Annotated in this window: 19 protein-coding genes; 12 read left to right on the top strand and 7 right to left on the bottom strand. The window is 75.0% G+C overall.

All coding sequences use genetic code 11. From position 1 onward, the window contains the following. Positions 1 to 106: 106 nt before the first annotated feature. Positions 107 to 1,471 carry a PspC domain-containing protein gene (locus tag ACFZCF_RS09380; protein ID WP_391285682.1) on the bottom strand — a complete coding sequence of 455 codons (1,365 nt, stop codon included), beginning with the start codon at positions 1,469 to 1,471 and terminating at the stop codon, positions 107 to 109. 157 nt (positions 1,472 to 1,628) lie between these two features. Between ACFZCF_RS09380 and ACFZCF_RS09375 the strand changes: the two genes are divergently transcribed. Together ACFZCF_RS09375 and ACFZCF_RS09370 are read left to right on the top strand one after the other, a co-directional pair. Next, positions 1,629 to 2,897: a PspC domain-containing protein gene (locus tag ACFZCF_RS09375; RefSeq protein ID WP_391285680.1), complete on the top strand. Its 1,269-nt coding sequence runs from the start codon at positions 1,629 to 1,631 to the stop codon at positions 2,895 to 2,897. Further along, a complete protein-coding gene (locus tag ACFZCF_RS09370; RefSeq protein WP_391285678.1) occupies positions 2,894 to 3,634 on the top strand; it encodes a LuxR C-terminal-related transcriptional regulator in 741 nt (246 codons plus the stop codon). The genes ACFZCF_RS09375 and ACFZCF_RS09370 overlap by 4 nt, the downstream gene beginning before the upstream one ends. A 6-nt stretch (positions 3,635 to 3,640) precedes the next feature. Here the strand turns inward: ACFZCF_RS09370 and ACFZCF_RS09365 are convergent, their stop codons facing one another. Then, positions 3,641 to 4,789: an NlpC/P60 family protein gene (locus ACFZCF_RS09365; protein WP_388437521.1), complete on the bottom strand. Its 1,149-nt coding sequence runs from the start codon at positions 4,787 to 4,789 to the stop codon at positions 3,641 to 3,643. A 343-nt stretch (positions 4,790 to 5,132) separates the two neighbouring features. Here ACFZCF_RS09365 and ACFZCF_RS09360 point away from each other — a divergent pair, with 343 nt between their 5' ends. Together ACFZCF_RS09360 and pcrA are read left to right on the top strand one after the other, a co-directional pair. Further along, on the top strand, positions 5,133 to 5,486 hold the full coding sequence (locus ACFZCF_RS09360; protein WP_169088611.1) for a hypothetical protein: 354 nt from the start codon (positions 5,133 to 5,135) through the stop codon (positions 5,484 to 5,486). Positions 5,487 to 5,576: 90 nt separating this feature from the next. Further along, positions 5,577 to 8,042, top strand: a complete 2,466-nt coding sequence (pcrA, locus tag ACFZCF_RS09355) for a DNA helicase PcrA (protein ID WP_388437516.1) — start codon at positions 5,577 to 5,579, stop codon at positions 8,040 to 8,042. Positions 8,043 to 8,104: 62 nt separating this feature from the next. On the opposite strand, the gene ACFZCF_RS09350 is transcribed toward pcrA, so the two are convergent. Beyond that, positions 8,105 to 9,646, bottom strand: coding sequence for a peptidoglycan DD-metalloendopeptidase family protein (locus ACFZCF_RS09350; RefSeq protein WP_391285674.1), 1,542 nt, complete (start codon positions 9,644 to 9,646; stop codon positions 8,105 to 8,107). A 242-nt stretch (positions 9,647 to 9,888) separates the two neighbouring features. Beyond that, positions 9,889 to 10,719, bottom strand: coding sequence for an alpha/beta fold hydrolase (locus ACFZCF_RS09345; protein ID WP_391285671.1), 831 nt, complete (start codon positions 10,717 to 10,719; stop codon positions 9,889 to 9,891). Between the two features lie 299 nt (positions 10,720 to 11,018). On the opposite strand from ACFZCF_RS09345, the gene ACFZCF_RS09340 reads away from it, so the two are divergent. Beyond that, positions 11,019 to 11,426, top strand: a complete 408-nt coding sequence (locus ACFZCF_RS09340) for a cobalamin B12-binding domain-containing protein (RefSeq protein ID WP_169088618.1) — start codon at positions 11,019 to 11,021, stop codon at positions 11,424 to 11,426. A 238-nt stretch (positions 11,427 to 11,664) separates the two neighbouring features. On the opposite strand, the gene ACFZCF_RS09335 is transcribed toward ACFZCF_RS09340, so the two are convergent. Together ACFZCF_RS09335 and ACFZCF_RS09330 are read right to left on the bottom strand one after the other, a co-directional pair. Beyond that, positions 11,665 to 13,266 carry a DUF5691 domain-containing protein gene (locus tag ACFZCF_RS09335; protein WP_391285669.1) on the bottom strand — a complete coding sequence of 534 codons (1,602 nt, stop codon included), beginning with the start codon at positions 13,264 to 13,266 and terminating at the stop codon, positions 11,665 to 11,667. A gap of 107 nt (positions 13,267 to 13,373) precedes the next feature. Next, entirely contained in the window at positions 13,374 to 14,672 is a 1,299-nt protein-coding gene (locus ACFZCF_RS09330) for an SWIM zinc finger family protein (protein WP_391285667.1), read from the bottom strand. A 169-nt stretch (positions 14,673 to 14,841) separates the two neighbouring features. Between ACFZCF_RS09330 and ACFZCF_RS09325 the strand changes: the two genes are divergently transcribed. The 6 genes from ACFZCF_RS09325 to sucD all read left to right on the top strand — a co-directional run bounded on the left by ACFZCF_RS09325 (position 14,842) and on the right by sucD (position 22,482). Further along, a complete protein-coding gene (locus tag ACFZCF_RS09325) occupies positions 14,842 to 15,255 on the top strand; it encodes an MmpS family transport accessory protein (RefSeq protein ID WP_388437500.1) in 414 nt (137 codons plus the stop codon). Between the two features lie 117 nt (positions 15,256 to 15,372). Continuing rightward, a complete protein-coding gene (locus ACFZCF_RS09320) occupies positions 15,373 to 16,530 on the top strand; it encodes an AAA family ATPase (protein WP_388437497.1) in 1,158 nt (385 codons plus the stop codon). Continuing rightward, a complete protein-coding gene (locus tag ACFZCF_RS09315; protein WP_391285664.1) occupies positions 16,527 to 18,842 on the top strand; it encodes a DUF5682 family protein in 2,316 nt (771 codons plus the stop codon). The genes ACFZCF_RS09320 and ACFZCF_RS09315 overlap by 4 nt, the downstream gene beginning before the upstream one ends. Further along, positions 18,839 to 19,999, top strand: coding sequence for a VWA domain-containing protein (locus ACFZCF_RS09310; protein ID WP_391285662.1), 1,161 nt, complete (start codon positions 18,839 to 18,841; stop codon positions 19,997 to 19,999). Before ACFZCF_RS09315 ends, ACFZCF_RS09310 begins: the two co-directional genes overlap by 4 nt. Before the next feature lie 399 nt (positions 20,000 to 20,398). Next, positions 20,399 to 21,577 (top strand): ADP-forming succinate--CoA ligase subunit beta, encoded by a 1,179-nt coding sequence (gene sucC / locus ACFZCF_RS09305; protein WP_030750058.1) that lies wholly within the window; start codon positions 20,399 to 20,401, stop codon positions 21,575 to 21,577. A 20-nt stretch (positions 21,578 to 21,597) separates the two neighbouring features. Next, the gene (gene sucD / locus ACFZCF_RS09300) at positions 21,598 to 22,482 is read left to right on the top strand and encodes a succinate--CoA ligase subunit alpha (RefSeq protein WP_391285659.1); all 885 of its coding nucleotides are present in this window, start codon (positions 21,598 to 21,600) and stop codon (positions 22,480 to 22,482) included. A gap of 91 nt (positions 22,483 to 22,573) precedes the next feature. Here sucD and ACFZCF_RS09295 read toward each other — a convergent pair whose 3' ends face one another. Beyond that, positions 22,574 to 23,866 (bottom strand): helix-turn-helix domain-containing protein, encoded by a 1,293-nt coding sequence (locus ACFZCF_RS09295; protein WP_391285657.1) that lies wholly within the window; start codon positions 23,864 to 23,866, stop codon positions 22,574 to 22,576. Between the two features lie 120 nt (positions 23,867 to 23,986). On the opposite strand from ACFZCF_RS09295, the gene ACFZCF_RS09290 reads away from it, so the two are divergent. Continuing rightward, on the top strand, positions 23,987 to 25,489 hold the full coding sequence (locus ACFZCF_RS09290) for a DUF6350 family protein (RefSeq protein WP_391285655.1): 1,503 nt from the start codon (positions 23,987 to 23,989) through the stop codon (positions 25,487 to 25,489). The last annotated feature ends 22 nt before the right edge of the window (positions 25,490 to 25,511 follow it).

Below are 25,511 nucleotides of genomic sequence, written 5' to 3'. Positions count from 1 at the left end.
GGCCGCCAGCCACCACGGGGCCGACCAGAAGCCGGCCAGCTCCCCGCCGTAGGCCCCGGCCAGGCCGAGGGCGGCCACGCCGACGACCAGTCGGCCCGGACGGAACTCATGAAGCAGCACGGGTGACCTCCACCTGTCCAAGACCGACCTCCAGCGAGAGGTCCAGCGTCCCCGCCGGGTCCGTCCCGGCGGGCGGGTTCAGCGTCCGCGTCTCGTCGCGGTCCGGGGCGACGTCGATGTCGTCCGGCGCCTGCCCCGGCAGCTGCAGATCACCGAGTCCCACCTGCGCGTGGAGGTTCACCACCACGTCCCGCGGCACGATCACCTCCACCTTCCCCGCGCCCACGTCCACCGCCGTCGCCACCGTCCCCCCCTCGGGCACCGCGAGCCGGGACAGGTCCAGCGTCCCCACCCCCGCGCCCACCTCGTACCGCGGCTGGACGGCGGCCACCGTGGCCGGCGACCACGTCTCGCGCGTCCAGTCCGTGGTGATCCTGTCCGGGAGGGCGACCGCCCCGGCGAGGAGCGCCGCCGTCACCACCGTCTGCACGATCGTCCCGAAGCCGGTGCGCCCCAGGAAACTGCTGACGACCAGCCCCAGGCCCAGCACCGCGAGCGCCGCCGCGAGGCCCGTCGCCAGACTGGTGCCCAACGGCTGCGTCTCCCACGTCAGGGCCGTGCCCGTGATCGCGGCGGCGATCGAGAGCAGATCGACGAGCCCGGCGATCGAGTACGGACTGCGCCGCACCGACGGCGCCGGCCGCTCGGGATCGGCGGGCGGGCCCCACTGGCTGCCCGGCTTGGGCACCTCGCCGCCCACCCGGCCCTGCTCGTCGACGATGCCGTGCGGGCCCCACAGGTAGCCGATGGCCACCTTGCCCGTCGACCCGTCCTTCACGATCGGGTCCCGCCACCACGAGCTCATCTCCCGCTCGATGAACGTCAGCGGCGGGGCCTTCGTCTCCGGCGGCACCGGGACCCGGACGTGCGGGGCCGCCGGCTTCACCGCCTGATCGCCCTCCACCTCCCCGTCGACCCGGCGCCGCTGCGACCAGTAGGCGGCACCGGCCGTCACCAGCGTCAGCGTCACCGCGAAGCCCAGCAGCGAGCCCGTCCGCAGCATCGACAGGAAGATGCCGCAGCCCACCAGCGCCATGAGTATCGCCGCGAGCGAGGCGCCCGACACCCGGCCGGTCAGCAGCCGCCGGCCCTCGCTCTCCTCCTCGCCCGCGAGCGGGATCACCAGCCACGCGAAGCCGTAGAAGACCAGTCCTATGCCGCCGGCCACCGCCAGCACCGCCAGCACGATCCGGAAGATCACCGGATCCATGTCGAAGTGCCGGCCGAGACCGCCGCAGACCCCGCCGACCACGCGGCTCGTGTGCGAGCGGCGCAGGGGCGCGGCCGGCGCGGCGCCGGCGACCGGCGGGGCCTCGGGCTGCGTGTGCTGCGAAGGCGTCGAACTCGTCATGCGTCCATGGTGACGGGCCGTGACCCCGGGACGGCACCGGGAACGACCCTGGCACGACCCTGATATTCGACGGCCGGGCGACCCCGAGGCGAACCCGGGGTCGATCTCAGGGCGGACCCTGATGCCCCGGGCGCGCCGGGCGTGTGACGATCGGTGCATGTCCGCAACCGCTCGTGTCACCGACCTCGACGAACCGCCCGTGCGCAGGCTCTACCGGAGCGCCGACGGGCGGTGGCTCGGCGGTGTCGCCCGCGGTCTCGCCGGGCACCTCGGTCTGCCCGTCGCGTGGGTGCGGGCCGTCTTCGCGGTGCTCGTCCTCACCGAGGGCCTCGGGCTGCTGCTGTACGCGGTGTTCTGGATCGTCGTCCCGCTCGGCGTCGGCGGCAAGGCCGAGTCCCGTCCCCTCTTCGAGGTCGCCGAGGACGGCAGACGCCGGCTCCGCAAACCCGACCGGGGCCAGATCCTCGCCCTCGTCGCCCTGGCGATGGGCGCGTCCGTCTTCATCGCGAACCTGCGGATCGACGGCGAGACCGGACGGTACGTGTGGCCGACGCTCCTCATCGGCGTCGGTGTCGTCCTGGTCTGGCGCCAGGCGGACAACGCCCGCGCCGAGGTCTGGACCGGCCGGGGCGCCACCCGGGGGCGGCGCGGCTTCCACCTCGTGCGGGGGCTCGTCGGCGTGGCCCTGGTCGGCACCGGTCTCGCCGTCTTCGTCGTCGTGCGTGGCTCCATCGCCCAGATCGGCACCGCGCTGACCGCCTCCGTCGCCGTCCTCACCGGCATAGCGCTGCTCGCCGGCCCCTGGCTGATACGGATGTCGCAGGACCTCACCGCGGAACGGACCCTGCGCATCCGCGCCCAGGAGCGGGCGGAGGTCGCCGCCCACGTCCACGACTCCGTCCTCCACACCCTCACCCTGATCCAGCGCAACGCCGACGACGCCGGCGAGGTCCGCCGGCTCGCCCGCGCCCAGGAGCGGGAGTTGCGGAACTGGCTCTACAAGCCCGAGGGCACCGGCAAGGACGAGGAGCCCGAGACCCTCGCCGAGGCGGTGAAGCGGGCCGCGGCCGAGGTCGAGGACAAGCACGGCGTGCCCCTGGAGGTGGTCGTCGTCGGCGACTGCCCGCTCGACGAGAAGCTGACCGCGCAGATGCAGGCCGCGCGCGAGGCGATGGTCAACGCCGCGAAGTACGGTGGCGAGGGCGGAGCGGTGCAGGTGTACGCCGAGGTGGAGGGGCGCACGGTCTTCGTGTCGGTGCGCGACCGCGGCCCCGGGTTCGACCTGGAGCAGGTCCCCGAGGACAGAATGGGCGTACGGGAATCGATCATCGGTCGGATGCAGCGCAACGGCGGCACGGCTCGGCTGCGGGCCGTGCCGGGCGGGGGCACCGAGATCGAGCTGGAGATGGAGAGGGTGGACGGATGAGCGACGAGGCCGGGACGACGGCCGGAGCCGGCGGGGAGACGGGCGCGGGCACGGCGGGTGTCGGGGGCGGTGCCGGGCGCCGGGTGCGGGTCGTCCTCGTCGACGACCACCGGATGTTCCGCACCGGCGTGCAGGCCGAGATCGGGCGGACGGACGTCACCGGCGTCGAGGTCGTGGGCGAGGCCGCCGACGTCGACCAGGCCGTCGGCGTGATCACCGCGACCAGGCCGGAGGTCGTCCTCCTCGACGTCCACCTGCCGGGCGGCGGCGGGGTCGAGGTGCTGCGCCGCTGCGCCGGGCTGATGGCCGCTGCCGAGGACCCGGTCCGCTTCCTCGCGCTCTCCGTCTCGGACGCGGCGGAGGACGTGATCGGCGTGATCCGGGGCGGCGCCCGGGGTTATGTGACCAAGACGATCACGGGTACCGACCTGGTGGACTCGATCTTCCGGGTGCAGGAGGGGGACGCCGTCTTCTCCCCGCGCCTCGCCGGCTTCGTGCTGGACGCCTTCGCGTCCACCGACGCGCCACCGGTGGACGAGGACCTGGACCGGCTGACCCAGCGGGAGCGGGAGGTGCTCCGGCTGATCGCCCGCGGGTACGCGTACAAGGAGGTCGCCAAGCAGCTGTACATCTCGGTGAAGACCGTCGAGTCGCACGTCTCCGCGGTGCTCCGCAAGCTCCAGCTCTCCAACCGGCACGAGCTGACCCGCTGGGCCACCGCCCGCCGTCTCATCTGAGACGGCTCAGGCGACGCGGGTGGCGCCCGCGAAGGGCATCTCGTCGATCGGCGCGACCCGGACGGGGGCGCCGGGCCGGGGCGCGTGGATCATCTGGCCGCCGCCGATGTAGAGGCCCACGTGGCTGATCCCCGAGTAGAAGAAGACCAGGTCGCCCGGGGCCAGCTCGGAGCGGGAGACCCGGCGTCCGGCGTTGATCTGGGTGTACGTGGTGCGCGGCAGGGAGATTCCGGCGGCGCGCCAGGCGGCCTGGGTGAGCCCCGAGCAGTCGTAGGCGGAGGGGCCGGTGGCGCCCCAGACGTACGGCTTGCCGAGCTGGGCGCGAGCGAAGGCGATGGCGGCCGAGGCACGGCCCGTGGCGGGAGCGGAGGCGGCGGCCGGGGTGGCTCCGGGCCCGGTGACCGTGCTCCGGTCGCCGGAGGAGCGGTCCGCACGGACCGTGGCACCGCCCCCGGCGGCGGTGCCGGAGGCGCCGGAGCTCCCGGCGTTCGCGGGGGCGGTGCGGGCGGCGACGGCGGCCTCGTACCGGGCCCGTTCCTCCGCGGTGAGCCGGGCGAGGAGCCGGCGGGCGGCGGCGAGCTTGTCGAGGACGGCGGCCTTCTGGCGGCGCAGTTCGGCCTCGTGGCCGCGCAGGGTGGTGAGTCGGTCGGTGGACTCGGCGCGCAGCTGGGCGAGTCCGGCGATCTCCCGGCGTACGGCGGTGACGGCGGCGGCCTGGCGGTCGCCGGCCTTCTGGGCGAGGGCGGCCCGCTCCAGGTAGTCCTCGGGGTCCGAGGTGAGGGCGAGCTGGACGGCCGGGTCGAGGCCGCCGGAGCGGTACTGGGCCGCGGCGACGGCCCCGAGGCTCTGGCGGGCGGTGTTCAGCCGCTCGGTGCGGCGGGCGGCCTCGTCGCGCAGCCGGTCGTAGGAGACGCGGGCGGCGTCGGCCCGTTCCTTCGCGCCGTTGTACCGCTCGGTGGCGACCTCGGCCTCCTGGTAGAGGCGGTCGACCTCGGTCCTGACCTGGGCGGGGGTGCGGCCGGGGCCTGCCGGGTCGGCGTGCCCGGAGCCCTCGAAGAGGGTCGCGGTGGCCGCGGAGGCGAGGGCGAGCGTGGCGGCCGTGCGGGCCGCGGGGCGGCCGAGCGGGGACGGCCGGGGTTTTCGGTGCGCTGCCACGAGGGCGGGTCACATCCTCTCCCTGTGGGGGACGGTGCCGGCCGGGGCCGGCGGCGGACCGCACAGGGGAGACGGGCCGCCGCCGGGGTTCTCCGGCGGGGGGCCGGCACCGCCGGGTGGACCGGCGGGGTGGGGCGCCGACCACCTGGGGCAGGACGCTAGACCCGGGCGTCACGCCCCGGCCTGGGTTTGATCGCTATTGGCGTCGGATGAGCTCCGGAGACCGTTCTCTTTCGCCGGGGCGGGCGGTCGGCGAAGGTTTCCTTGGGGCGGGCGACCGAAGCGGGGGAGTGGGTGGACCCGGCCGGAGAGCGGTGCTAGGGGCACGGTTAGGCTCCGCCCCATGGACGTCCTCATCAATGTCTTCGTCGCCCTGCACATCATCGGCATCGCCTCCCTCCTGGGCGGTTTCCTCACCCAGATGAAGGCGATCGGGGCCGGTACGGCCCGCTTCACGCCCGCGATGCTGCACGGCGCGCTGACCATGCTGGTCACCGGTGTCGCGCTCGTCGGCCTCAACCAGGCGGACGACCAGACGGTGAACAACCTCAAGATCGGCATCAAGCTGGCGATCCTCGTGGTGATCCTCGGCATCGTCTACGTGAAGCGCGACGACGAGACCGCCGACAAGGGCCTCTTCGCCGCCGTCGGCGGCCTGACCACGGCGAACATCTTCATCGCGACCCTCTGGGTCTGAACCGCGCGCCCCGGGGGTGGGGGCCGTCACGTCCGCGACCTGACGAAGGCGGGACCGGATGTCGGTGCGGCGTCCTAGACTCGTGAGGCGATGAGCAGCCTCTTTGACGACAGCTTCCTGGCCGGCCTCCAGTCCCACTCCCCGGAGGACGCCCCGCCCCCGCCCGAGGACGACGAGCACGGCGCCCCGGCGGAGGAGGTCCCGCACGACCTGTTCGGGGAGCACTTCGACGCGCCCCCGCCCCGCGACGCGTACTACCGGGACGGCGCCCACCGTCCGGCCGTGGACCCGGCCTCCCTCCTGGACGGGCTCAACGAGCAGCAGCGGGCCGCCGTCGTCCACACGGGCTCCCCGCTGCTCATCGTGGCCGGCGCCGGCTCCGGCAAGACCCGGGTCCTCACCCACCGCATCGCCCATCTCCTGGGCACGCGGCACGTGCACCCCGGCCAGATACTGGCGATCACCTTCACCAACAAGGCCGCCGGCGAGATGAAGGAGCGCGTCGAGCAGCTCGTCGGCCCGCGGGCCAACGCGATGTGGGTGATGACCTTCCACAGCGCCTGCGTCCGCATCCTGCGCCGGGAGAGCAAGCGGCTCGGCTTCACCTCCTCCTTCTCGATCTACGACGCCGCGGACTCCAAGCGCCTCATGGCGCTGGTCTGCCGCGACCTGGACCTCGACCCGAAGAAGTTCCCGCCGAAGTCCTTCAGCGCCAAGATCTCCAACCTGAAGAACGAGCTGATCGACGAGGAGACCTTCGCCGACCAGGCCGCCGACGGCTTCGAGAAGACGCTGGCCGAGGCGTACCGGATGTACCAGGCGCGCCTGCGCGAGGCGAACGCGCTGGACTTCGACGACATCATCATGACGACGGTCCACCTGCTCCAGGCGTTCCCGGACGTCGCCGAGCACTACCGCCGCCGCTTCCGCCACGTCCTCGTCGACGAGTACCAGGACACCAACCACGCCCAGTACACCCTCGTGCGCGAGCTGGTCGGCACCGGCTACGAGGACCTCGGCCCGGCCGAGCTGTGCGTCGTCGGCGACGCCGACCAGTCGATCTACGCCTTCCGCGGCGCGACGATCCGCAACATCCTCCAGTTCGAGGAGGACTACCCGGACGCGACGACGATCCTCCTGGAGCAGAACTACCGCTCCACCCAGACGATCCTCTCGGCCGCCAACGCGGTCATCGAGCGGAACGAGTCCCGCCGCCCCAAGAACCTGTGGACCAACGCGGGCGCGGGCGCCCAGATCACCGGCTACGTCGCGGACACCGAGCACGACGAGGCCCAGTTCGTCGCCGACGAGATCGACCGGCTCACGGACAAGGGCGAGGCGAAGGCCGGAGACGTCGCCGTCTTCTACCGGACCAACGCCCAGTCCCGCGTCTTCGAGGAGATCTTCATCCGCGTCGGCCTGCCGTACAAGGTCGTCGGCGGCGTGCGCTTCTACGAGCGCAAGGAGGTCAGGGACGTCCTCGCCTACCTGCGCGTGCTAGCCAACCCCGAGGACAACGTCCCGCTGCGCCGGATCCTGAACGTCCCCAAGCGGGGCATCGGCGAGCGCGCCGAGGCGATGATCGACGCCCTCTCGCTCCGCGAGAAGATCACCTTCCCGCAGGCCCTCAAGCGGGTCGACGAGGCCTACGGCATGGCCGCCCGCTCGGCCAACGCCGTGAAGCGGTTCAACATCCTCATGGACGAGCTGCGCACCATCGCCGAGTCCGGCGCGGGCCCCGCCGTGGTCCTGGAGGCCGTCCTGGAGCGGACCGGCTACCTCGCCGAGCTCCAGGCCTCCACCGATCCGCAGGACGAGACCCGGATCGAGAACCTCCAGGAGCTCGCCGCGGTTGCCCTGGAGTTCGAGCAGGAGCGCGGGGAGGAGGAAGGCGCGGGCACGCTCGCCGAGTTCCTGGAGAAGGTCGCGCTGGTCGCCGACTCCGACCAGATCCCCGACGAGGACGAGGAGGGCTCCGGCGTCATCACGCTGATGACCCTGCACACCGCGAAGGGCCTGGAGTTCCCCGTGGTGTTCCTCACCGGCATGGAGGACGGCGTCTTCCCGCACATGCGCGCCCTCGGCCAGGCGAAGGAGCTGGAGGAGGAGCGGCGGCTGGCGTACGTGGGCATCACCCGCGCCCGCGAGCGGCTCTACCTCACCCGCTCGTCGATGCGCAGCGCCTGGGGCCAGCCCTCGTACAACCCGGCCTCCCGCTTCCTGGAGGAGATCCCGCCGGCGTACCTGGAGTGGAAGCGGACGGGGCCGATGGCGAAGCCCGCGGGTCCGACCTCGGGGATCGCCTCCTCGCTGACGAACTCGCTCTCCTCCTCCCGTGCCCGCTCCGGCCCGTCCGGTTTCGCGACGCGCCGCGCGGGCTCGGACAAGCCGGTGGTCTCGCTGACGGTGGGGGACCGGGTCACCCACGACCAGTTCGGTCTGGGCACGGTCCTGGCGGTGTCGGGCGAGGGCGACAAGGCCCAGGCGACGATCGACTTCGGCGACGAGAAGCCGAAGCGGCTGGTCCTGCGGTACGCCCCGGTCGAGAAGCTCTAGTCACCCGTACGGGGGAGGGCCCGGTCCAGTGGACCGGGCCCTCCCCCGTACGGACGGGTTTCTCAGCTGGTGGGGTCGAGGCCCTTGCTGCGCAGCCAGGTCAGCGGGTCGATCGCGGAGCCGCCGCCGGGCCGGACCTCGAAGTGGAGGTGCGGGCCGGTGGAGTTGCCGGAGTTTCCGGAGTAGGCGATGACGTCGCCGGCCTTGACCTGACCCCAGCGGATCTTGGTGCTGCTGAGGTGGCAGTACCAGGTCTCGGTGCCGTCGGCGGCGGTCACGATCGCCATGTTGCCGTAGGCGGGGTTCCACTGGGTGCGGACGGTGCCGTCGGTCGCGGCCATGACGGGGGTGCCGTACTGCACCGGGAAGTCGATGCCGGTGTGGACGGACATCCAGTTGACGCCGGACTGGCCGAAGCGGGCGCTGAGCTGGTGCAGCTTCACCGGAAGCATGAACTTGGGGCGCATGGCCTCCTTGCGGGCCGCCTCCTCCTCGCGCTTCTTCTTCTCGGCGGCCTGGCGGGCCTTCAGGTCGATGCGCTCCTGGGTGCGGCTGGCGCGGTCGCCGAAATCGCGGACGTCGGCGTCGAGGGCGCTGAGCTGGGTGTCGAGCGCGGTGTTGGCCGCCATCTGCTTCACGGCGGCCGGGTCGGCGGCGGCGAGCGCGGTGGTGTCCTTCTGCTTCGGGCTCTCGGTGCCGCCGGTGAGCCCGCCGACGGAGGCGGCCGCGATGCCGGCGACGCCCATGACGCAGGCGGAGGGGACGGCGACGGTCAGCAGCGCGGAGCGCTTCGCGGGGGTACGGCGCCGGGCGCGGCTGCCGCCGGGGGAGCGGCGTACGGGGCGGGCGCCCGCGGCGGTGTCGGTACGGAGCTCGGCGGCGGGTTCGGGGGCCTCGGCGGGCGCTTCCTCATGGCCCGGCTCGGTCCCGTACGCCGTCCCGGTCCCGGTCCCGGTCTCGGCCTCGTAGCCGGGCTCCGGCGCGTACGCCGCCTCGGTCTCGTACCGCGCCTCGGTCTCGTACGCCGGCTCGGGCTCCGCGGCCGGTTCGTAAGAGAACTCGAACTCAGCGGTGTGGCCGCTCTGTTCGGCGGGAACGTACTGCTGGGGGACGACCGGCTCGACCGGGTCGGCGGTCTGGTTCCAGGCGGTGGCGTCGTACGCGCCGGTGTCGGTCGTGAAGGCGGGGGCGGCCCACTGGCCGGTGGTGTCGTACGCCTCGTGGCCGTACGCGCCCTGCGCCGCGTAGGCGCCGGAGTGCAGGTTCTCGTACGGGCCGGTGTGCTGCGCCTCGGTCCAGGCGGTGGCGTCCCACTGGCCGGTGGTGTCGTACTGCGGGTGCTGCTCGGGCGGGCCGGCCGTCACGGCGGTCGCGTAGCCGTCCGTGGCGACGGCGGTGCTCCACTGGCCGGTGGTGTCCCACTGCCCGGTGGTGTCCCACTGGCCGGTCGTGTCGTACGCGCCGGAGGCGGCGTACTGACCGAGGTCCCACTGGCCGCTGTGGCCGGCGTCGTCCCAGGCTCCGAAGAGCGGGTCGGCCGCGAAGCCGCCGGTGAGGTGGGCGCCGTCTCCGGCGTACCCGGCGTGGGGGTGCTGGTCGTTCACCAACGTCTCTCTCGCCTCGGCAGCAGGACCAGTCCGGGGCGGGCCCGACAGGGGGTGTCCCGGGGGGAAGCAGTGGCGCGACTGTACCCGGCGGTACACGGGACCGACAATCTTCGGAGGGGTCGGACGGCGCAGGAAACGGGCAATCGGCAGTGTTTCGCCAGCTCGCGCACAGACCTTTGGCCTTGTGTTCGAGAAACGTTCGAAAAACAGCCCGGGGGTGTCGCCGTCGACTGGCGAATTCAAGCCACCGAGGAAGCCCCTTCGGCCGTTCCTTCGCTCAGCCCCCCATCAGCCCCTCCCGCACCATCGGCCTCGGCCCCGTCCGCGTCCAGGGCCGTGAGGATGCCGGTCGCCACCGTGGGGTGCACCGGCAGCGCCAGATGGCCGATGCCGCTCACCCGCACGTTGTGCACCAGCAGGTCGGGATGGTCGAGACGGGCCGTCTCCACCGGCACCATGATCCGGTCCAGGTCGCTCCAGAAGCTCACGAACCGCGTCCGGCAGCCCGGCGCCGGCGCGGCCAGCTCCCGCAGCACCTCCGACCCCGGACGCATCTGCCGCACCAGCGGATGCGCGTCGGCCAGCGGCGCCGCCACCGACGTGCCCGCGTGCGGGGTGCCGAGGGTGACCAGGGTCCGCACCCGTGCGTCGCCGCCGAGGCACTGCACGTGATAGCGGGCGATGAGCCCGCCCAGGCTGTGCCCCACCAGATCCACCTCGGCCCGGCCGGTGCGCGCCAGGACGGCCTCGATCCGTGGCCCCAGCGCCTCGGCGGCGGTCCGCAGGTCGCAGGTGAGCGGCGAGTAGTCGAGGGACACGACGGAGTGACGGCCGTGCCGGGCGAGCGCGCGGCGCAGCAGCAGGAAGACGGATCGGTTGTCGACGAAACCGTGCAGCAGCACCACCGGACGCCCGCCGTCGCCCGCGAGGGACACGGGCCCGTCCTCGGTAGGGGCGGGGGCGAGGCGCTCCGGGACGATCCCGGACGGGTAGAGGGCGAGGCGGCCGGTGAGCACGGCGGCCTCGAGGGTGGTGGCCTTCAGCAGGGCGGTGACCTTGGCGAACTCCATCGCCGACCTCCCGTGCGGCGCCGGGGGCGCGGTACGCCGGGGCGCCGGGGTCCCGCGCCGCACGGACGACGGCGCGGGACCCCGGCGACCGGCGTCGCGGCTCCTTTCGCGGCCGGCCCCGCGGGCGGCTGGAGGGCCCAGGAGGAGGGCCCGGAGCGGGGTAGGTCGCGGAACGAACGTGTCCCACGTGTGATTTCCCCCTCGCCGGGCTCCGCGAAACGGCCCGTTGCGGGATGCTGTCGATAACGTTCGTTCACCTCCCCGGCACAGACGCGCGGGGGTCGCATGTGGAGGCAGTGATGGGTGTGACCGGTCCGATCCGCGTGGTCGTCGCCAAGCCGGGTCTCGACGGCCACGATCGTGGGGCCAAGGTCATCGCGCGGGCCCTGCGCGACGCCGGCATGGAGGTGATCTACACCGGGCTGCACCAGACGCCCGAGCAGATCGTCGACACCGCGATCCAGGAGGACGCCGACGCGATCGGCCTCTCGATCCTCTCGGGTGCGCACAACACGCTCTTCGTGAAGGTCATCGAGCTCCTCAAGGAGCGCGACGCGGAGGACATCAAGGTCTTCGGCGGCGGCATCATCCCCGACGCGGACATCCCGCCGCTGAAGGAGAAGGGCGTCGCGGAGATCTTCACCCCGGGCGCGACGACCGCGTCGATCGTCGACTGGGTCAACGCCAACGTGCGCGTGGCCGCCTGACGGTCGCACGCAGGGCACGCGGGTACGCAGGGCACGCGGGCACGCACGGCAGGCACGGTACGCGCCGTGCGCCCCGGACGGCCGGGAACCCTCTCCGACGGGCTCCCGGCCGTCCGCCTTTCCGCCTGTCTTCCGCCTGCCTTCCCGTGGGTCTTCGCGTCCGCCTTCCCGTGGGTCTACCCGTCCGCGTTCCGGTGGGTCTTCCCGTGCGCGCTCCCGTCCGCCTTCCCGTCGGTCGTCACCCGGTGGGCAGGGCTGTCGCACCGGCCGGTGGGCCGTCCAGTTCCGCGTGCATGCGGGCGCGCAGGTCCAGCGTGGCCACCAGGCGCTGGAACGCCTCCGACCAGTAGGCGCCCGCGCCGGGCGAGGCGTCCTCCGCCTCCGGGGCCGCCGCCGCCAGCGACGCCAGGGGGCGGGCCGCGGTGGGGGAGAGGCAGCGCTCCGCGAGCCCCATCACCCCGCTGAAGCTCCACGGGTAGCTGCCCGCGTCCCGGGCGATGTCCAGGGCGTCGATCACCGCCTCGCCCAGCGGCTCCGCCCACGGCACCGCGCACACCCCGAGCAGCTGGAAGGCCTCGGACAGGCCGTGCGCCGCCACGAACGCCGCCACCCAGCCGGCCCGTTCCGCCGGGTCGAGCTGCGACAGCAGCTGCGCCCGCTCGGCCAGCGACGAGGTCCCGGGACCCGTCGCGGGCGGTGTCGAAGGGGCGCCGAGCAGCGCCCGTGACCAGGCGGCGTCGCGCTGGCGCACCGCCGCCCGGCACCAGGCCGCGTGCAGCTCCGGCTGCCAGTCGTCGGCGACCGGCAGCGCCACGATCTCCTCCGGGGTCCGCCCGCCGAACCTGCCCGGCCAGCAGGCCAGCGGGGCGGCCTCCACCAGCTGGCCCAGCCACCAGGACCGCTCGCCCCGGCCCGCCGGGGGCACCGCGGCCACGCCGTCCCGCCGCATGTCCTCGTCGCACTCGTGCGGAGCCTCCACCACGACCGTCGGCACGGACGCCGTACGGTCCAGGCCCACGCAGGTGAGCGCCCGGGCCGCCATGCGGCCCGCGAACGCGGAGCCCGGCAGGGCGGAGAGCAGTTCGGCGGCGGTCGCGCGGACGTTGCGACTGCGGTCGGCGAGGGCGGCCTCCAGGAACTCCTCGTCCGCCGCCGACAGGCCGGCGCGCAGCGAGTCCAGGAACATCAGCCGGTCCTCGGCCCGCTCGCCGGACCAGGTCGTGGCCAGCAGGGCCCGTGCCGCGGCCGGATCCTTCGCCCGTACGGCACCGAGAAGGGCGACCCGCTCGGCGAACAGACCCTCCTCCCACAGCTTCCGCACCGCCTCCTCGTCCCCGGGGTCCGGCAGGGAGCCGCCGGCGCCGCCGCGCAGCGCGAACCGCCACTCCGGGTTGAGCCGGGCCAGCCACACCCCGCGCGGCCCGGCGAACGCCAGGGCCTGCGGGCGCAGGTCGGTGCGCGCCCTGGCCGCGTCGAGGAGGGCGGGCAGGGCGGCCGGCGGCGCCTTGTAGCCGCGCTCGCCGGCCAGCACCAGCCACTGCGGGAGCAGTTCGGCGAGGTCCGGCGCGGTGCCGCGTCGGCCGGCGGCGGGGGCGGCGCCCCTCCCCGCCAGCAGGCCGTCGAGGCGGCGACGGGCCGCCTCGGGCAGCGCGGGGCGCGGGTCGTGCGGTGCCGGTTCTGGGGGTGCGGCGGCGGGGCCGGGGCGGAGGCCCGCGCGGCGGCGGAGAGTGTGGCGGGCGGCGGCGTCGAGGAGCTCCCCGGCAGTCGCGCGCGGGCGGCGGTCGGTTCCCAGCAGCGCGGTCGTGACCAGCGCGTCCCAGTCGGTTTCGGTCGTCGTCACGGGGTGCGCCTCTCGGTGGTCGGGGCCGGATCCGGCAGCTGTACGGCGGCGCCCGGGCGGCCTCCCGTCGCCCGGGTGGAACGCCCGCCGCTCCGGGCGCGGCGGGTTCACAGGAGGGGGACCGGCTCCCCGGGGGCCTCCGGGGACCAGGCCGTCAGGGGGGTGAGGCCCCGGGGGCCGCATTCGCCGAAGACCGTGACGGGGGCGCCGCCGGACAGGGCGAGGAGGCGCCAGAGGGCGGGGCGGTCCTGGGTCGTCAGGGGGAGGGCCTCCCGGCCGTCGGCGTCGGCGAGCTGCCAGCCGTACTCCGCGCGCGCGGGGACGACCCGGGCGAGCGTCACCGGCCAGGACTCCAGCCAGGGGTCGTCGCGCAGGGCGAGGCCGTACGCGTCGAGGGCCGCGCCGACCGGTCCGCCCGGCGGCGGGGCGGCCGGGCCGGGCGCCGGGACCAGCTCGCCGGGGTCCGCGCGGAGCTGTCCGGAGCCCGCGTGCGGGGTCAGCTCGCCGTCGAGGAGGGCGCCGACCGGCAGGGCGAGGGCGGGCGCGCGGCCCGCCGCGCCGTACGAGAGCACCAGGGCCGTACGCCCGCCGGCCGTGCCGTACAACCAGATGCGACGGGTCGTCAGCCGGCCGTCCCCGGCGTCGTTCTGGGAGAGGACCAGCCAGCGGTCCCGGACCGCCGGGCCGGCCGCGACGGACGGCAGGCCGACCCGGGTCCGTACCGTCGCGGCGAGACCGTCGGGCAGCCGGTCGGCGGCCAGCCACGCCCGGTCCAGGAGGTGGGCGAGCGCGCACTCCTCCAGGAGCCGCACCGGCCAGCCCGGGCCCGAGCCCGGTATCGCGCCGAGCTCGCGGGCCCGGGCCGCGAGCCCGGGCGCCTGCGCGTCGACCATGCGGGCCGCGGTCTCCTCCCACAGGCCGTACCCCTGGCGGCCCGCCGCCGCGAGCCCGCCGCTCACCAGGTCCGCGAGGCGCCGCTCCAGCTCCTCGGCGCCCGCCGTCACCCGGGCGGCCCGGCGCTCGGCCCGGCGGCGGGCCGCCTCGGGGTCGGCCGACCCGGCCGCCGGGCGTGGCGCGGGCCTCCGGGAGGCCCAGGCGGGCGGTTCGGCCCCGTCCGGCACGGCCGGGTCGCCCGCGGCCCAGAGCAGCAGCAGGCCGAGCGCGTGCTTGCAGGGGCTCTTGCGGCTCGGGCAGGTGCACGCGCACACGGGTCCCGCCGTGTCCACGACCGTGCGGTACGGCGTGCGGCCACTGCCCGCGCACAGCCCCCAGACGACCCCGTCGCGGCCGCCCGCGCCGCTCCACGGCCCGGCGGTGGCGAGTCCGTCGCCCGCTCTGCGCGACGCCTCGTCAGGAGCCAGTGCCCGTACCTGCTCAGCCGTCCGGCGCGTCCCCGTCGCATTCATGCACCTGACGGTATTCTCCGCCACTGACAACGCAGTTGACCTGGGGATTCCCCGCCGAAGGAGGACCCCGGCGACACCGTTGTTTTACTGGTCCTTTACGGTGCTGTGCGAGCTCGCGTGAACCAGCGTGAGCCCTTCGACCGCACCACCGTGCAGGGGGAGTACCACCATGAACCGCACCGTCCGCACCGCCGTCTCGGCCCTCGCCGTCGTCGGCCTCGCGTTCGGGCTCGGGGCCTGTTCCGAGGCGGCCGACAAGGCCGCCGACCAGGTCGACAAGGCCGTCACCGAAAGCTACGAGGTGACCTACGAGGTCACCGGCACGGCCGTGGAGTCGATCGAGTACCACGCCGGCGACGGCACCGCGATGCAGCCGCAGGTCGAGAGCGACAAGAAGCCCACCGTGCCGTGGACCAGGACCGTGAAGCTGCACGGCATCATGCCGCCCGCCGTCATGCCCGTCTCCACCAAGCCCGCCGACCTCACCTGCAAGGTCGTCTACCAGGGCAAGGTCATCAAGGAGGCCAAGGGCGAGCAGGCCATGTCCGGCGGCTGCGTCGCCGTCTCGCCGGTCTTCAACTGACCGTCCCCGCCCCGCGACACCCCTCGATCGCGCCGCCGACCCGCGGCGCGGGTCGATTGTCAGTGGCGTGGTGCACCGTGGATCGCACAGCAGGTCGAACGATCTGGAGGGGGATCCATGACCGTGCCCGCAACCACCGACGAGCGGCCCGGCGCCGGTGCCGTGACGGACACCGGCCCGGGCCGCCCGGGCCCCGCCGAGGCCCTGCGGCCCCACGCCGAACACGCCTTCGCCCACGAGCTCGCCGCGCTCGCCGCCGCCGACGACCGCCCCCGGCCCGCCCGCTGGCGCCTCTCGCCCTGGGCCGTCGCCACCTACCTCCTCGGCGGCACGCTCCCCGACGGCACCGTGATCACACCCAAGTACGTCGGCCCCCGGCGCATCGTCGAGGTCGCCGTCACCACGCTCGCCACCGACCGCGCGCTGCTCCTCCTCGGCGTCCCCGGCACCGCCAAGACCTGGGTCTCCGAGCACCTCGCCGCCGCCGTCAGCGGCGACTCCACCCTCCTCGTGCAGGGCACCGCCGGCACCCCCGAGGAGTCCATCCGGTACGGGTGGAACTACGCCCGGCTGCTCGCCGAGGGCCCCAGCCGCGCCGCGCTCGTCCCCAGCCCCGTCATGCGCGCCATGGAGCGCGGGGCGACCGTCCGCGTCGAGGAGCTGACCCGCGTCCCCGCCGACGTGCAGGACACGCTCATCACCATCCTGTCCGAGAAGACCTTGCCCGTCCCCGAGCTCGGCGAGGAGGTCCAGGCCGTCCCCGGCTTCAACCTCGTCGCCACCGCCAACGACCGCGACCGGGGCGTCAACGACCTGTCCAGCGCGCTCCGGCGCCGCTTCAACACCGTCGTGCTGCCGCTGCCCGCCACCCCCGAGGACGAGGTCGACATCGTCGCCCGCCGGGTCGAGCAGCTGGGCCGCTCCCTCGAACTGCCCGCCCCGCCCGAGGGCGTCGAGGAGATCCGGCGGGTCGTCACCGTCTTCCGCGAGCTGCGCGACGGCGTCACCGCCGACGGCCGCACCAAGCTCAAGTCCCCCTCCGGGACCCTCTCCACGGCTGAGGCCATCTCCGTCGTCACCGGCGGCCTCGCCCTCGCCGCCCACTTCGGGGACGGCGTGCTGCGCCCCGCGGACGTCGCCGCCGGCATCCTCGGCGCCGTCGTCCGCGACCCGGCGGCCGACCGGGTCGTCTGGCAGGAGTACCTGGAGACGGTGGTGAGAGAGCGCGACGGCTGGAAGGACTTCTACCGCGCCTGCCGCGAGGTGAGCGCATGACCGCCCTCGCCACGGCACCCACGGAGCCCCTGGCCCGGCGGGCCGACGGCCCGCTGCTGCTCGGGGTCCGGCACCACGGGCCCGGCTCCGCGCGCGGAGTGGCCGCCGCCCTGGACGCGGCCCGGCCCGACGCGGTCCTCATCGAGGGCCCCGCCGAGGCCGACGCGCTGGCCTCGCTCGCCGCCGACCCGGAGATGCGGCCGCCCGTCGCCCTCCTCGCCCACGCCGTCGACGACCCCGGCCGGGCCGCCTTCTGGCCCTTCGCGGCCTTCTCGCCCGAGTGGACCGCGCTGCGCTGGGCCCTCGCCCGGGGCGTCCCCGTCCGTTTCGTCGACCTGCCCGCCGCCCACACCCTCGCCGCCGCGGACCCCACCTGGGGCGACGGCGAGGACGAGGCCGACGGCTGCGCCCCGGTCGATCCCCTCGCCGCCCTCGCCGGGGCCGCCGGGCGGGAGGACCCGGAGGAGTGGTGGGAGGACGTCGTCGAACACCGCGGCGACAGCGACCCCCTCGCCCCCTTCGAGGCCCTCGCGGAGGCCATGACCGCCCTGCGCGAGCGGTACGGACACGGCGGCCGGCCGCGCGACCTGGTCCGCGAGGCCCACATGCGGCTGAAACTGCGCGCCGCCCGCAAGGAGTTCGGGGACGCCGTCGCCGTGGTCTGCGGGGCCTGGCACGTCCCCGCCCTCGCCCGCCGCACCACCGCCACCGCCGACCGCGCCCTCCTCAAGGGCCTGCCCAAGGTGAGGGCCCAGCTGACCTGGGTCCCCTGGACCCACCGCCGGCTCGCCCGCCGCTCCGGATACGGCGCCGGGATCGAGTCCCCCGGCTGGTACGGCCACCTCTTCGCCGCCCCCGACCGGCCCGTCGAGCGCTGGATGACCAAGGTCGCGGGCCTCCTCCGGGAGGCCGACCACCCCGTCTCCTCCGCCCACGTCATCGAGGCCGTCCGCCTCGCCGGGGCCCTCGCCGCCCTGCGCGGCCGGCCCCGCCCCGGCCTCGCCGAGACCACCGACGCCGTCCGGGCCGTCCTCTGCGAGGGCTCCGACGTGCCGCTCGCCCTCGTCAGGGACCGGCTCGTCGTCGGCGACGACCTCGGCGAGGTCCCGGCCGCCGCGCCCGCCGTCCCGCTCCAGCGCGACCTCGACCGGCTCCGCCGGAGCCTCCGGCTCACCCCCGCGGCGGAGGAGCGCGAGCTCGACCTCGACCTGCGCGGCGACACCGACGCCGCCCGCAGCCGCCTCCTCCACCGGCTCCGCCTCCTCGGCGTCGACTGGGGCCTGCCCGCCGTAGGCCGCACCGGCACCGGCACCTTCCGGGAGTCCTGGCGGCTGCGCTGGCAGCCCGAACTGCACGTCAGGGTCGCCGAGGCCGGCGTCTGGGGCACCACCGTCGAGGCCGCCGCCACCGCCAGGGCCGAGTCCCTCGCCCTCACCGCCGCCGGGCTCGGCGAGATCACCGGCCTCGCCGAGCGCTGCCTCCTCGGCGGCCTCACCGACGCCCTCCCCGCCGTCCTCGGCGCCCTCGCCGACCGGGCCGCGCTCGACACCGACGTCGCCCACCTCGCCGACGCCCTTCCGGCCCTCGCCCGCGCCCTGCGCTACGGCGACGTGCGCGGCACCGACACCGCCGCCCTCGCCGACGTCGCCACCGGCCTGGCCGAGCGGATCCGCGTCGGCCTCCCGCCCGCCTGCGCCGGGCTCGACGCGGACGCCGCCGACCGGATGCGCGAGCGCCTGGACGCCGTGCACACCGCGATCGCCCTCCTCCCCGACCCCGCGCCGGCCGACGACCCCGCCGCCCTCGCCTCCCGCTGGGCCGACGCCCTGCGCCGGCTCGCCGGAGCGGAGCGCGTGCCCGGTGTCGTCCGGGGCCGGGCCGTGCGCATCCTCCTCGACGAGGGACGGCTCACCGACGACGAGACGGCGCGGCTCCTGGGCCTCGCCCTCTCGCCCGGCGCGCCGCCCGCCCACGCCGCCGCCTGGATCGACGGCTTCGTCGGCGGCCCCGGCGGCGGGCTCCTGCTCGTCCACGACGAGCGCCTCCTCGCCCTCCTCGACGGCTGGCTCACCGGCGTACCGGACGAGGCGTTCACCGACGTGCTGCCGCTGCTGCGGCGCACCTTCGGGGCGTACGAGCCCGGCGTGCGGCGGAGCCTCGGCGAACTCGTCGCCCGGGGGCCGAAGGCGGCCGGGCCCGGGTCCGCCGCCCGTGTCCCCGGCTTCGCCGCCACCCTCGACGAGGAGCGGGCCGACGGCGTCCTCCCCCTCCTCGCGCTCGTCCTCGGCCCGGACCCGGAGGTACCCGCATGAGCACCCCCACCACCGCGGACGAGCGGCTGCGCCGCTGGCGGCTCGTCCTGGGCGGCGGCCCCGCCGACGGGACGGGCCGCACCCTGACCGGCGCCGACGCCGGCATGGACGCCGCCCTCGGCGCCCTCTACGACACCCCGGAGGGCGGGGACCGCAAGGACGGCGGGCGCGGGGGCGGCCTCGGCGGCTCCGCGCCCTCCGTCGCCCGCTGGCTCGGCGACATCCGCGGCTACTTCCCCGCCTCCGTCGTGCGGGTCATGCAGCGCGACGCCATCGACCGGCTCGGCCTCGCCACGCTCCTCCTGGAGCCGGAGACGCTGGAGGCCGTCGAGCCCGACGTGCACCTCGTCGGCACCCTGCTCTCCCTGAACAAGGCGCTGCCGGAGACCACCAGGGAGACCGCCAGGGCCGTCGTGCGCAAGGTCGTCGACGACCTGGAGGCCCGGCTCTCGGCGCGCACCCGGGCGACCGTCACCGGGGCCCTCGACCGCTCGGCCCGGATCAGCCGCCCCCGCCACCGGGACATCGACTGGGACCGCACCCTGCGGGCCAACCTGCGGCACTACCTCCCCGAGCACCGCACGGTCGTCCCCGAGCGGCTCGTCGGCCACGGCCGCACCTCCCGCGCGGTGCGCAAGGAGATCGTGCTCTGCGTCGACCAGTCCGGCTCGATGGCCGCCTCCGTCGTGTACGCCTCCGTCTTCGGCGCCGTCCTCGCCTCGCTCCGCGCCGTCGCCACCCGGCTCGTCGTCTTCGACACCTCCGTGGTGGACCTCACCGACGCCCTCGACGACCCCGTGGACGTCCTCTTCGGCACCCGGCTCGGCGGCGGCACCGACATCAACCGCGCGCTCGCCTACTGCCAGTCGCGGATCACCCGCCCCGCCGACACCGTCGTCGTCCTCGTCAGCGACCTGTACGAGGGTGGCATCCGCGACGAGATGCTGAAGCGGGTCGCGGCGATGCAGGCGTCCGGGGTGCGGTTCGTCGCCCTGCTCGCCCTCTCCGACGAGGGCGCCCCCGCCTACGACCGGGAGCACGCCGCCGCGCTCGCCGCCCTGGGCGTCCCCGCCTTCGCCTGCACCCCGGACCACTTCCCGGAGGTGATGGCCGCCGCCCTGGAGAAGCGGCCGCTGCCGATACCCGGCACCGCCTGAGCCCGCTCCCGTGCGGATTCCGTCGCCGGGCCGCCACCCGGACGGGCGCGCCCGGAGCCACTGAGGCCCATATCACACCCGCGCCCAGGTGGCCCTCACCCGGCGGACCGGCGTGGCGTGAGGGGGGCAAACCCCGCCCCCCGCCTGCCCGATGGCGTCCGGCCGGGGGTGGCGGGACGCCCACGGACAGCCCCTTCGTCCCTACGTTCTGTGACCCGTATCACCGCCGGGTTGTGATCTGCGATTTAGGGTCCCACGGCCCACGGGGATAACCTGCGGGACGGACATGCCGCGTCCACGGTCACCGTGTACGCCTCCCTAGTGACAGCGCAGTCACGTTGCCCTCCGCGGCACGCCCACGCAGACAACGAACCGCGATCATCTAGAAAAGGGACGCGCGTGGACCTGTTCGAGTACCAGGCGAGGGACCTCTTCGCCAAGCACGGTGTACCGGTGCTGGCCGGTGAAGTCATCGACACGCCTGAGGCGGCGCGCGAGGCCACCGAGCGTCTTGGCGGCAAGTCGGTCGTCAAGGCCCAGGTGAAGGTCGGCGGCCGCGGCAAGGCCGGCGGCGTCAAGCTGGCCGCCACCCCGGACGAGGCCGTCGCCCGCGCGACGGACATCCTGGGCATGGACATCAAGGGCCACACGGTCCACAAGGTGATGATCGCCGAGCTGTCCCCGGAGATCGAGGCCGAGTACTACGTCTCGTACCTCCTCGACCGCACCAACCGCACCTTCCTGGCCATGGCCTCGGTGCAGGGCGGCATGGACATCGAGGAGGTCGCGGAGAAGACCCCCGAGGCCCTCGCGAAGGTCCCGGTCAACGCCAACGACGGCGTCACCCTGGAGAAGGCCCGCGAGATCGTCGCCCAGGCGAAGTTCCCGGCCGAGGTCGCCGAGGGCGTCGCCGAGGTCCTGGTCACGCTGTGGGACACCTTCGTCGCCGAGGACGCCCTCCTCGTCGAGGTCAACCCGCTGGTCAAGACCAAGGACGGCCGCATCCTGGCCCTCGACGGCAAGGTCTCGCTCGACGAGAACGCCGACTTCCGCCAGCCGGAGCACGAGGCCCTGGAGGACAAGGCCGCGGCCAACCCGCTGGAGGCCGCCGCCAAGGCCAAGGGCCTCAACTACGTCAAGCTGGACGGCGAGGTCGGCATCATCGGCAACGGCGCCGGCCTGGTCATGTCGACCCTGGACGTCGTCGCGTACGCCGGTGAGAACCACGGCGGCGTGAAGCCGGCCAACTTCCTCGACATCGGCGGCGGCGCCTCCGCCGAGGTCATGGCGAACGGCCTGGAGATCATCCTCGGCGACGCGGACGTCAAGTCCGTGTTCGTCAACGTCTTCGGCGGCATCACCGCCTGTGACGAGGTCGCCAACGGCATCGTGCAGGCCCTGGAGCTCCTCGCCTCGAAGGGCGAAGAGGTCACCAAGCCGCTCGTGGTCCGTCTCGACGGCAACAACGCGGAGCTGGGTCGCAAGATCCTGTCGGACGCCAACCACCCGCTCGTGCAGCGCGTGGACACCATGGACGGCGCGGCCGACAAGGCCGCCGAGCTCGCGGCTGCGAAGTAAGGAAGAGGGACAGAACAGCCATGGCTATCTTCCTCAACAAGGACAGCAAGGTCATCGTCCAGGGCATGACCGGTGCCACGGGCATGAAGCACACCAAGCTCATGCTGGGTGACGGCACCAACATCGTCGGCGGCGTGAACCCGCGCAAGGCCGGCACCAAGGTCGACTTCGACGGCACCGAGGTCCCCGTCTTCGGGACCGTCGCCGAGGCCATGAAGGAGACCGGCGCCAACGTCTCGGTCCTCTTCGTGCCGCCGGCCTTCGCCAAGGCCGCCGTCGTCGAGGCGATCGACGCCCAGATCCCCCTCGCCGTCGTCATCACCGAGGGCATCGCCGTCCACGACTCCGCCGCGTTCTACGCGTACGCCGTGGAGAAGGGCAACAAGACCCGCCTCATCGGCCCGAACTGCCCCGGTCTCATCACCCCGGGCCAGTCCAACGCCGGCATCATCCCGGGCGACATCACGAAGCCGGGCCGCATCGGCCTGGTCTCGAAGTCCGGCACGCTGACGTACCAGATGATGTACGAGCTCCGTGACATCGGCTTCTCGTCCGCCGTCGGCATCGGTGGCGACCCGGTCATCGGCACCACGCACATCGACGCCCTCGCGGCCTTCGAGGCGGACCCCGACACCGACCTGATCGTCATGATCGGCGAGATCGGCGGCGACGCCGAGGAGCGTGCGGCCGACTTCATCAAGGCCAACGTCACCAAGCCGGTCGTCGGCTACGTCGCGGGCTTCACCGCCCCCGAGGGCAAGACCATGGGCCACGCCGGCGCCATCGTCTCCGGCTCCTCCGGCACCGCCGCGGCGAAGAAGGAGGCCCTGGAGGCCGCCGGTGTGAAGGTCGGCAAGACCCCCACCGAGACCGCCAAGCTGGCGCGCGCCATCCTCGCGGGCTGAGGAACGGCACCGCACAGGCCGTAAGCGCGTGGGCCCCGCCCCTCCGGGAGACCGGAGGGACGGGGCCCACGCGCGTACCGTCCGCCGGCGGCTACTCGGCGGTCGGGATCAGCCGCTCGGGACCCGGGTTCGGCTGCGAGCGCAGCCGGTCGCGCAGCTCCACGTCCTCCTCGCCGAGTTGCTGCGGCCCACCGCGCACCGGCACGCCGTTGACGGTCTGGCCGGGCGCGATCTCCGGGATGTAGCGGGTCGGCGCCGTCACCGCGGTCAGGGCCGTGAGGCACGCGAGCACCGCCGTCGCCCCGACCACCGCGCGGGTCATCCGCCGGACCCGCCGCTCGCTGCCGCCGCGGACCGCGCGGGCCCCCGGCAGCGTCGCCGTCGGCGCCTCCGCGACCAGCGCGGCGAGCCGCCGCCGGAGCGCCTCGGGCTCGGCCAGCTCCGGCAGCTTCCGGCCGATCTCCGCGTGCGCGTACAGCAGCCGGTTGGCGGCGGCCGGGGTGCTGGCCTCCGTCTCCGCGGCCGTATCGGGCAGATCGAGCCCGAGGCCGTCATAGAGCAGGACCGTGCGGCGGTACGGCGCGGGCAGATCGAGCAGCGCGCCGAGCAGCGCCCGCCGCGCGGCCTCGGTCGGCGGGGCGTCGGGGTGCCGGTGGGCGCGGCGCAGCCGGTGCCAGGGCGAGAGGGCGTACTCGTACGCCACCGCCCGCACCCAGCCGACGGGGTCGGCGTCGGTGGCCACCTCGGGCCAGTGCTCCCAGGCGTGCCGGAAGGCGTGCTCGACGGCTTCCCGGGAGAGCTGCCGTCGCCCGGTCAGCAGATACGCCTGGTGGACGAGGCCGGGGGCCGCGTACCCGTACAGGGCGTCGAACGCCTGCTCGGGGGTGAGTCCGGGCTCCGGCGCGGGCCCGGACGCGGCTCCCGCCACGGACTCCGGCTCCGGCTCCGGCTCCCGCTCCGGCGCGGGTGCGGGTGCGCCTTCCGGTTCCGGGCCCGGTTTCTTGCGCTGCTCGGGGCGGGAGGGCGCCTTCGGGGGCTTGGCGGCCCGCTTGACGGCGGCCTTGGGCCGTACGTTGGCGGGCGTGGGGGCGAGCGCGGGCGCGGGGGACGGCTTGCCGGCCGCGGCGGCGCCCCGGGGCTCCTCGGAGATGTCCTCCGGCGCGCCGGAGAGCAGCTTCGCGTACGCCTCGCGCTTGCGGCCCCGCGGGGCCGAGCGTCCGGTCTCCCAGGCCTTGACGGTGGCCTTCGTGACGCCCATCGCCTCGGCGACCTGTTCCTCGCTCAGGGAGAGCGCCTCACGCAGCCGGCGCCGCTCCTTCGGTGTCGGCAGCGCGGTGGCGGCGGAGGGGGGCGCGGTGTCGCCGCCCCGGCTCGTCTGGCTCATCGGTGTCGACCTCCCGCAGAGCACCTCTGGGCGGAAAAGTACATAAAACGTATATTGAGCGACACAACGGATGTTTGCCTGTTACGGCGCGAAAGCGCGTGTCGTTGGCAGCATGGCCCCGTGACCCACCTGACCGAGCACACCCTGGTCCAGGGCGGACGTTCCGCCGCGTTCGCCACCGCCTGCGTCCGCGGCGGGGTCGCCGCCGGACTCGGCGTCGGCGCGCTCGCGGTCCTGGTGATCGTGGCCTGGATCAGCTCGCCGTACCCCGACAGCGGCGCCGGCGGCGCCCTCCACCTCGCCGCCGGGCTGTGGCTGCTCGCCCACGGCGTGGACCTGATCCGCACCGACACCCTCGGCGGCCTCCCCGCGCCGCTGGGGATGGTGCCGCTGCTGACGTCCGTGCTGCCGGTCTGGCTGCTCCACCGGACCGCCCGCTCCACCCTCGACCCCGCCGACGAGAACCGTCCCAGGCCCTCCCCGGCCGGCGCGCTCGGCGCGGTCGCCGGGGGATACCTGCTGGTCGCGGCAGTGATCGTGGTCTACAGCGAGACCGGTCCGCTGCCCGCCGACCTCGTCACCGCCGGGCTGTGGCTGCCCGGCGTGGTCCTCGGCGCGACCGGCGCGGGCGTCTGGGCGGCGCTGGGGCGGCCCCTGCCGGGCCGGGAGGAGGCCGCCGCGGCGCTGCGCGGGGCGGGCACCGGCCTCGTGACGCTCCTCGCGGGCGGCGCGGTCCTCGCCGGGACGGCGCTGGTCTGGCGCGCGGGCGCGGCGCGGGCCTCGTACGAGGGAATCGCGGGGGAGTGGTCCGGACGGGTGGCGCTGGCGCTGCTCGTCCTCGCGCTGCTGCCGAACGCCGCCGTGTGGGCGGCCGCGTACGGCCTCGGTCCCGGCTTCGCCGTCGGCACGGGCGCGGTGGCGACCCCGCTCGGCCTCGTCGGCGACCCCGCCGTGCCGCTCTTCCCGCTCCTGGCGGCGCTGCCGCCGGAGGGGCGCGGCGGCTGGCCGCAGTGGGCGGCGGCGGCCGTGCCGCTGCTCGCGGCGGCGGCACTCGGCCGTTCGGTCGGCCGCTCCACCGGCACCGGCCGGGCCCGGGAGACGGCGCTCGCGGCGCTGGGCGCGGCGTGGGCGTGCGGGGCGGCGGTCGCGGTCCTCGCGGGCGCGGCCGGCGGTCCGCTGGGCACGGGCCGGCTCCTCGCCTTCGGCCCGGTGTGGTGGCAGGCCGGCGCGGCGGCGGTCCTGTGGGGCGTCGCCGTCGGCCTGCCGACGGCGCTGGCGGTACGGGCCTGGGGCCGTCGGGTCCCCCGCGAGAAGCGGCCGAAGGATCCGAAGCCGCCGAAGCCGCCGAAGGTCTTCGGGAGGGCCGGGGCGGCCGCGCCGCCCGAACCGGCCCTGGCGGCCACCGCCGCGACCTCCGCCACGCCGTCGCCGCCCGGATCCGGCTTTGCGCCGGACGGCCGGAACGAGGACGGGGACGAGGACGAGGGCTACGTGCCGTACGACTACTTCCCGGCGTCCTGGGAATCGCCCTCGTACCCCGACCTGCCCCCGCACCCTCCGCGCACGGAACCGCCCCGGCCCACGGAACCGCCCCGGCCGTCGGAGACGACCGGGGCGGAGTGACCGGCGGGAACGGCACCGGCGG

Origin of the sequence: Streptomyces sp. NPDC007945, assembly GCF_042958885.1 — a bacterium.
Lineage (GTDB): Bacteria > Actinomycetota > Actinomycetes > Streptomycetales > Streptomycetaceae > Streptomyces.
The sequence above is the reverse complement of the archived record's forward strand: the minus strand, read 5'-3'. Positions and strand labels throughout refer to the sequence as shown.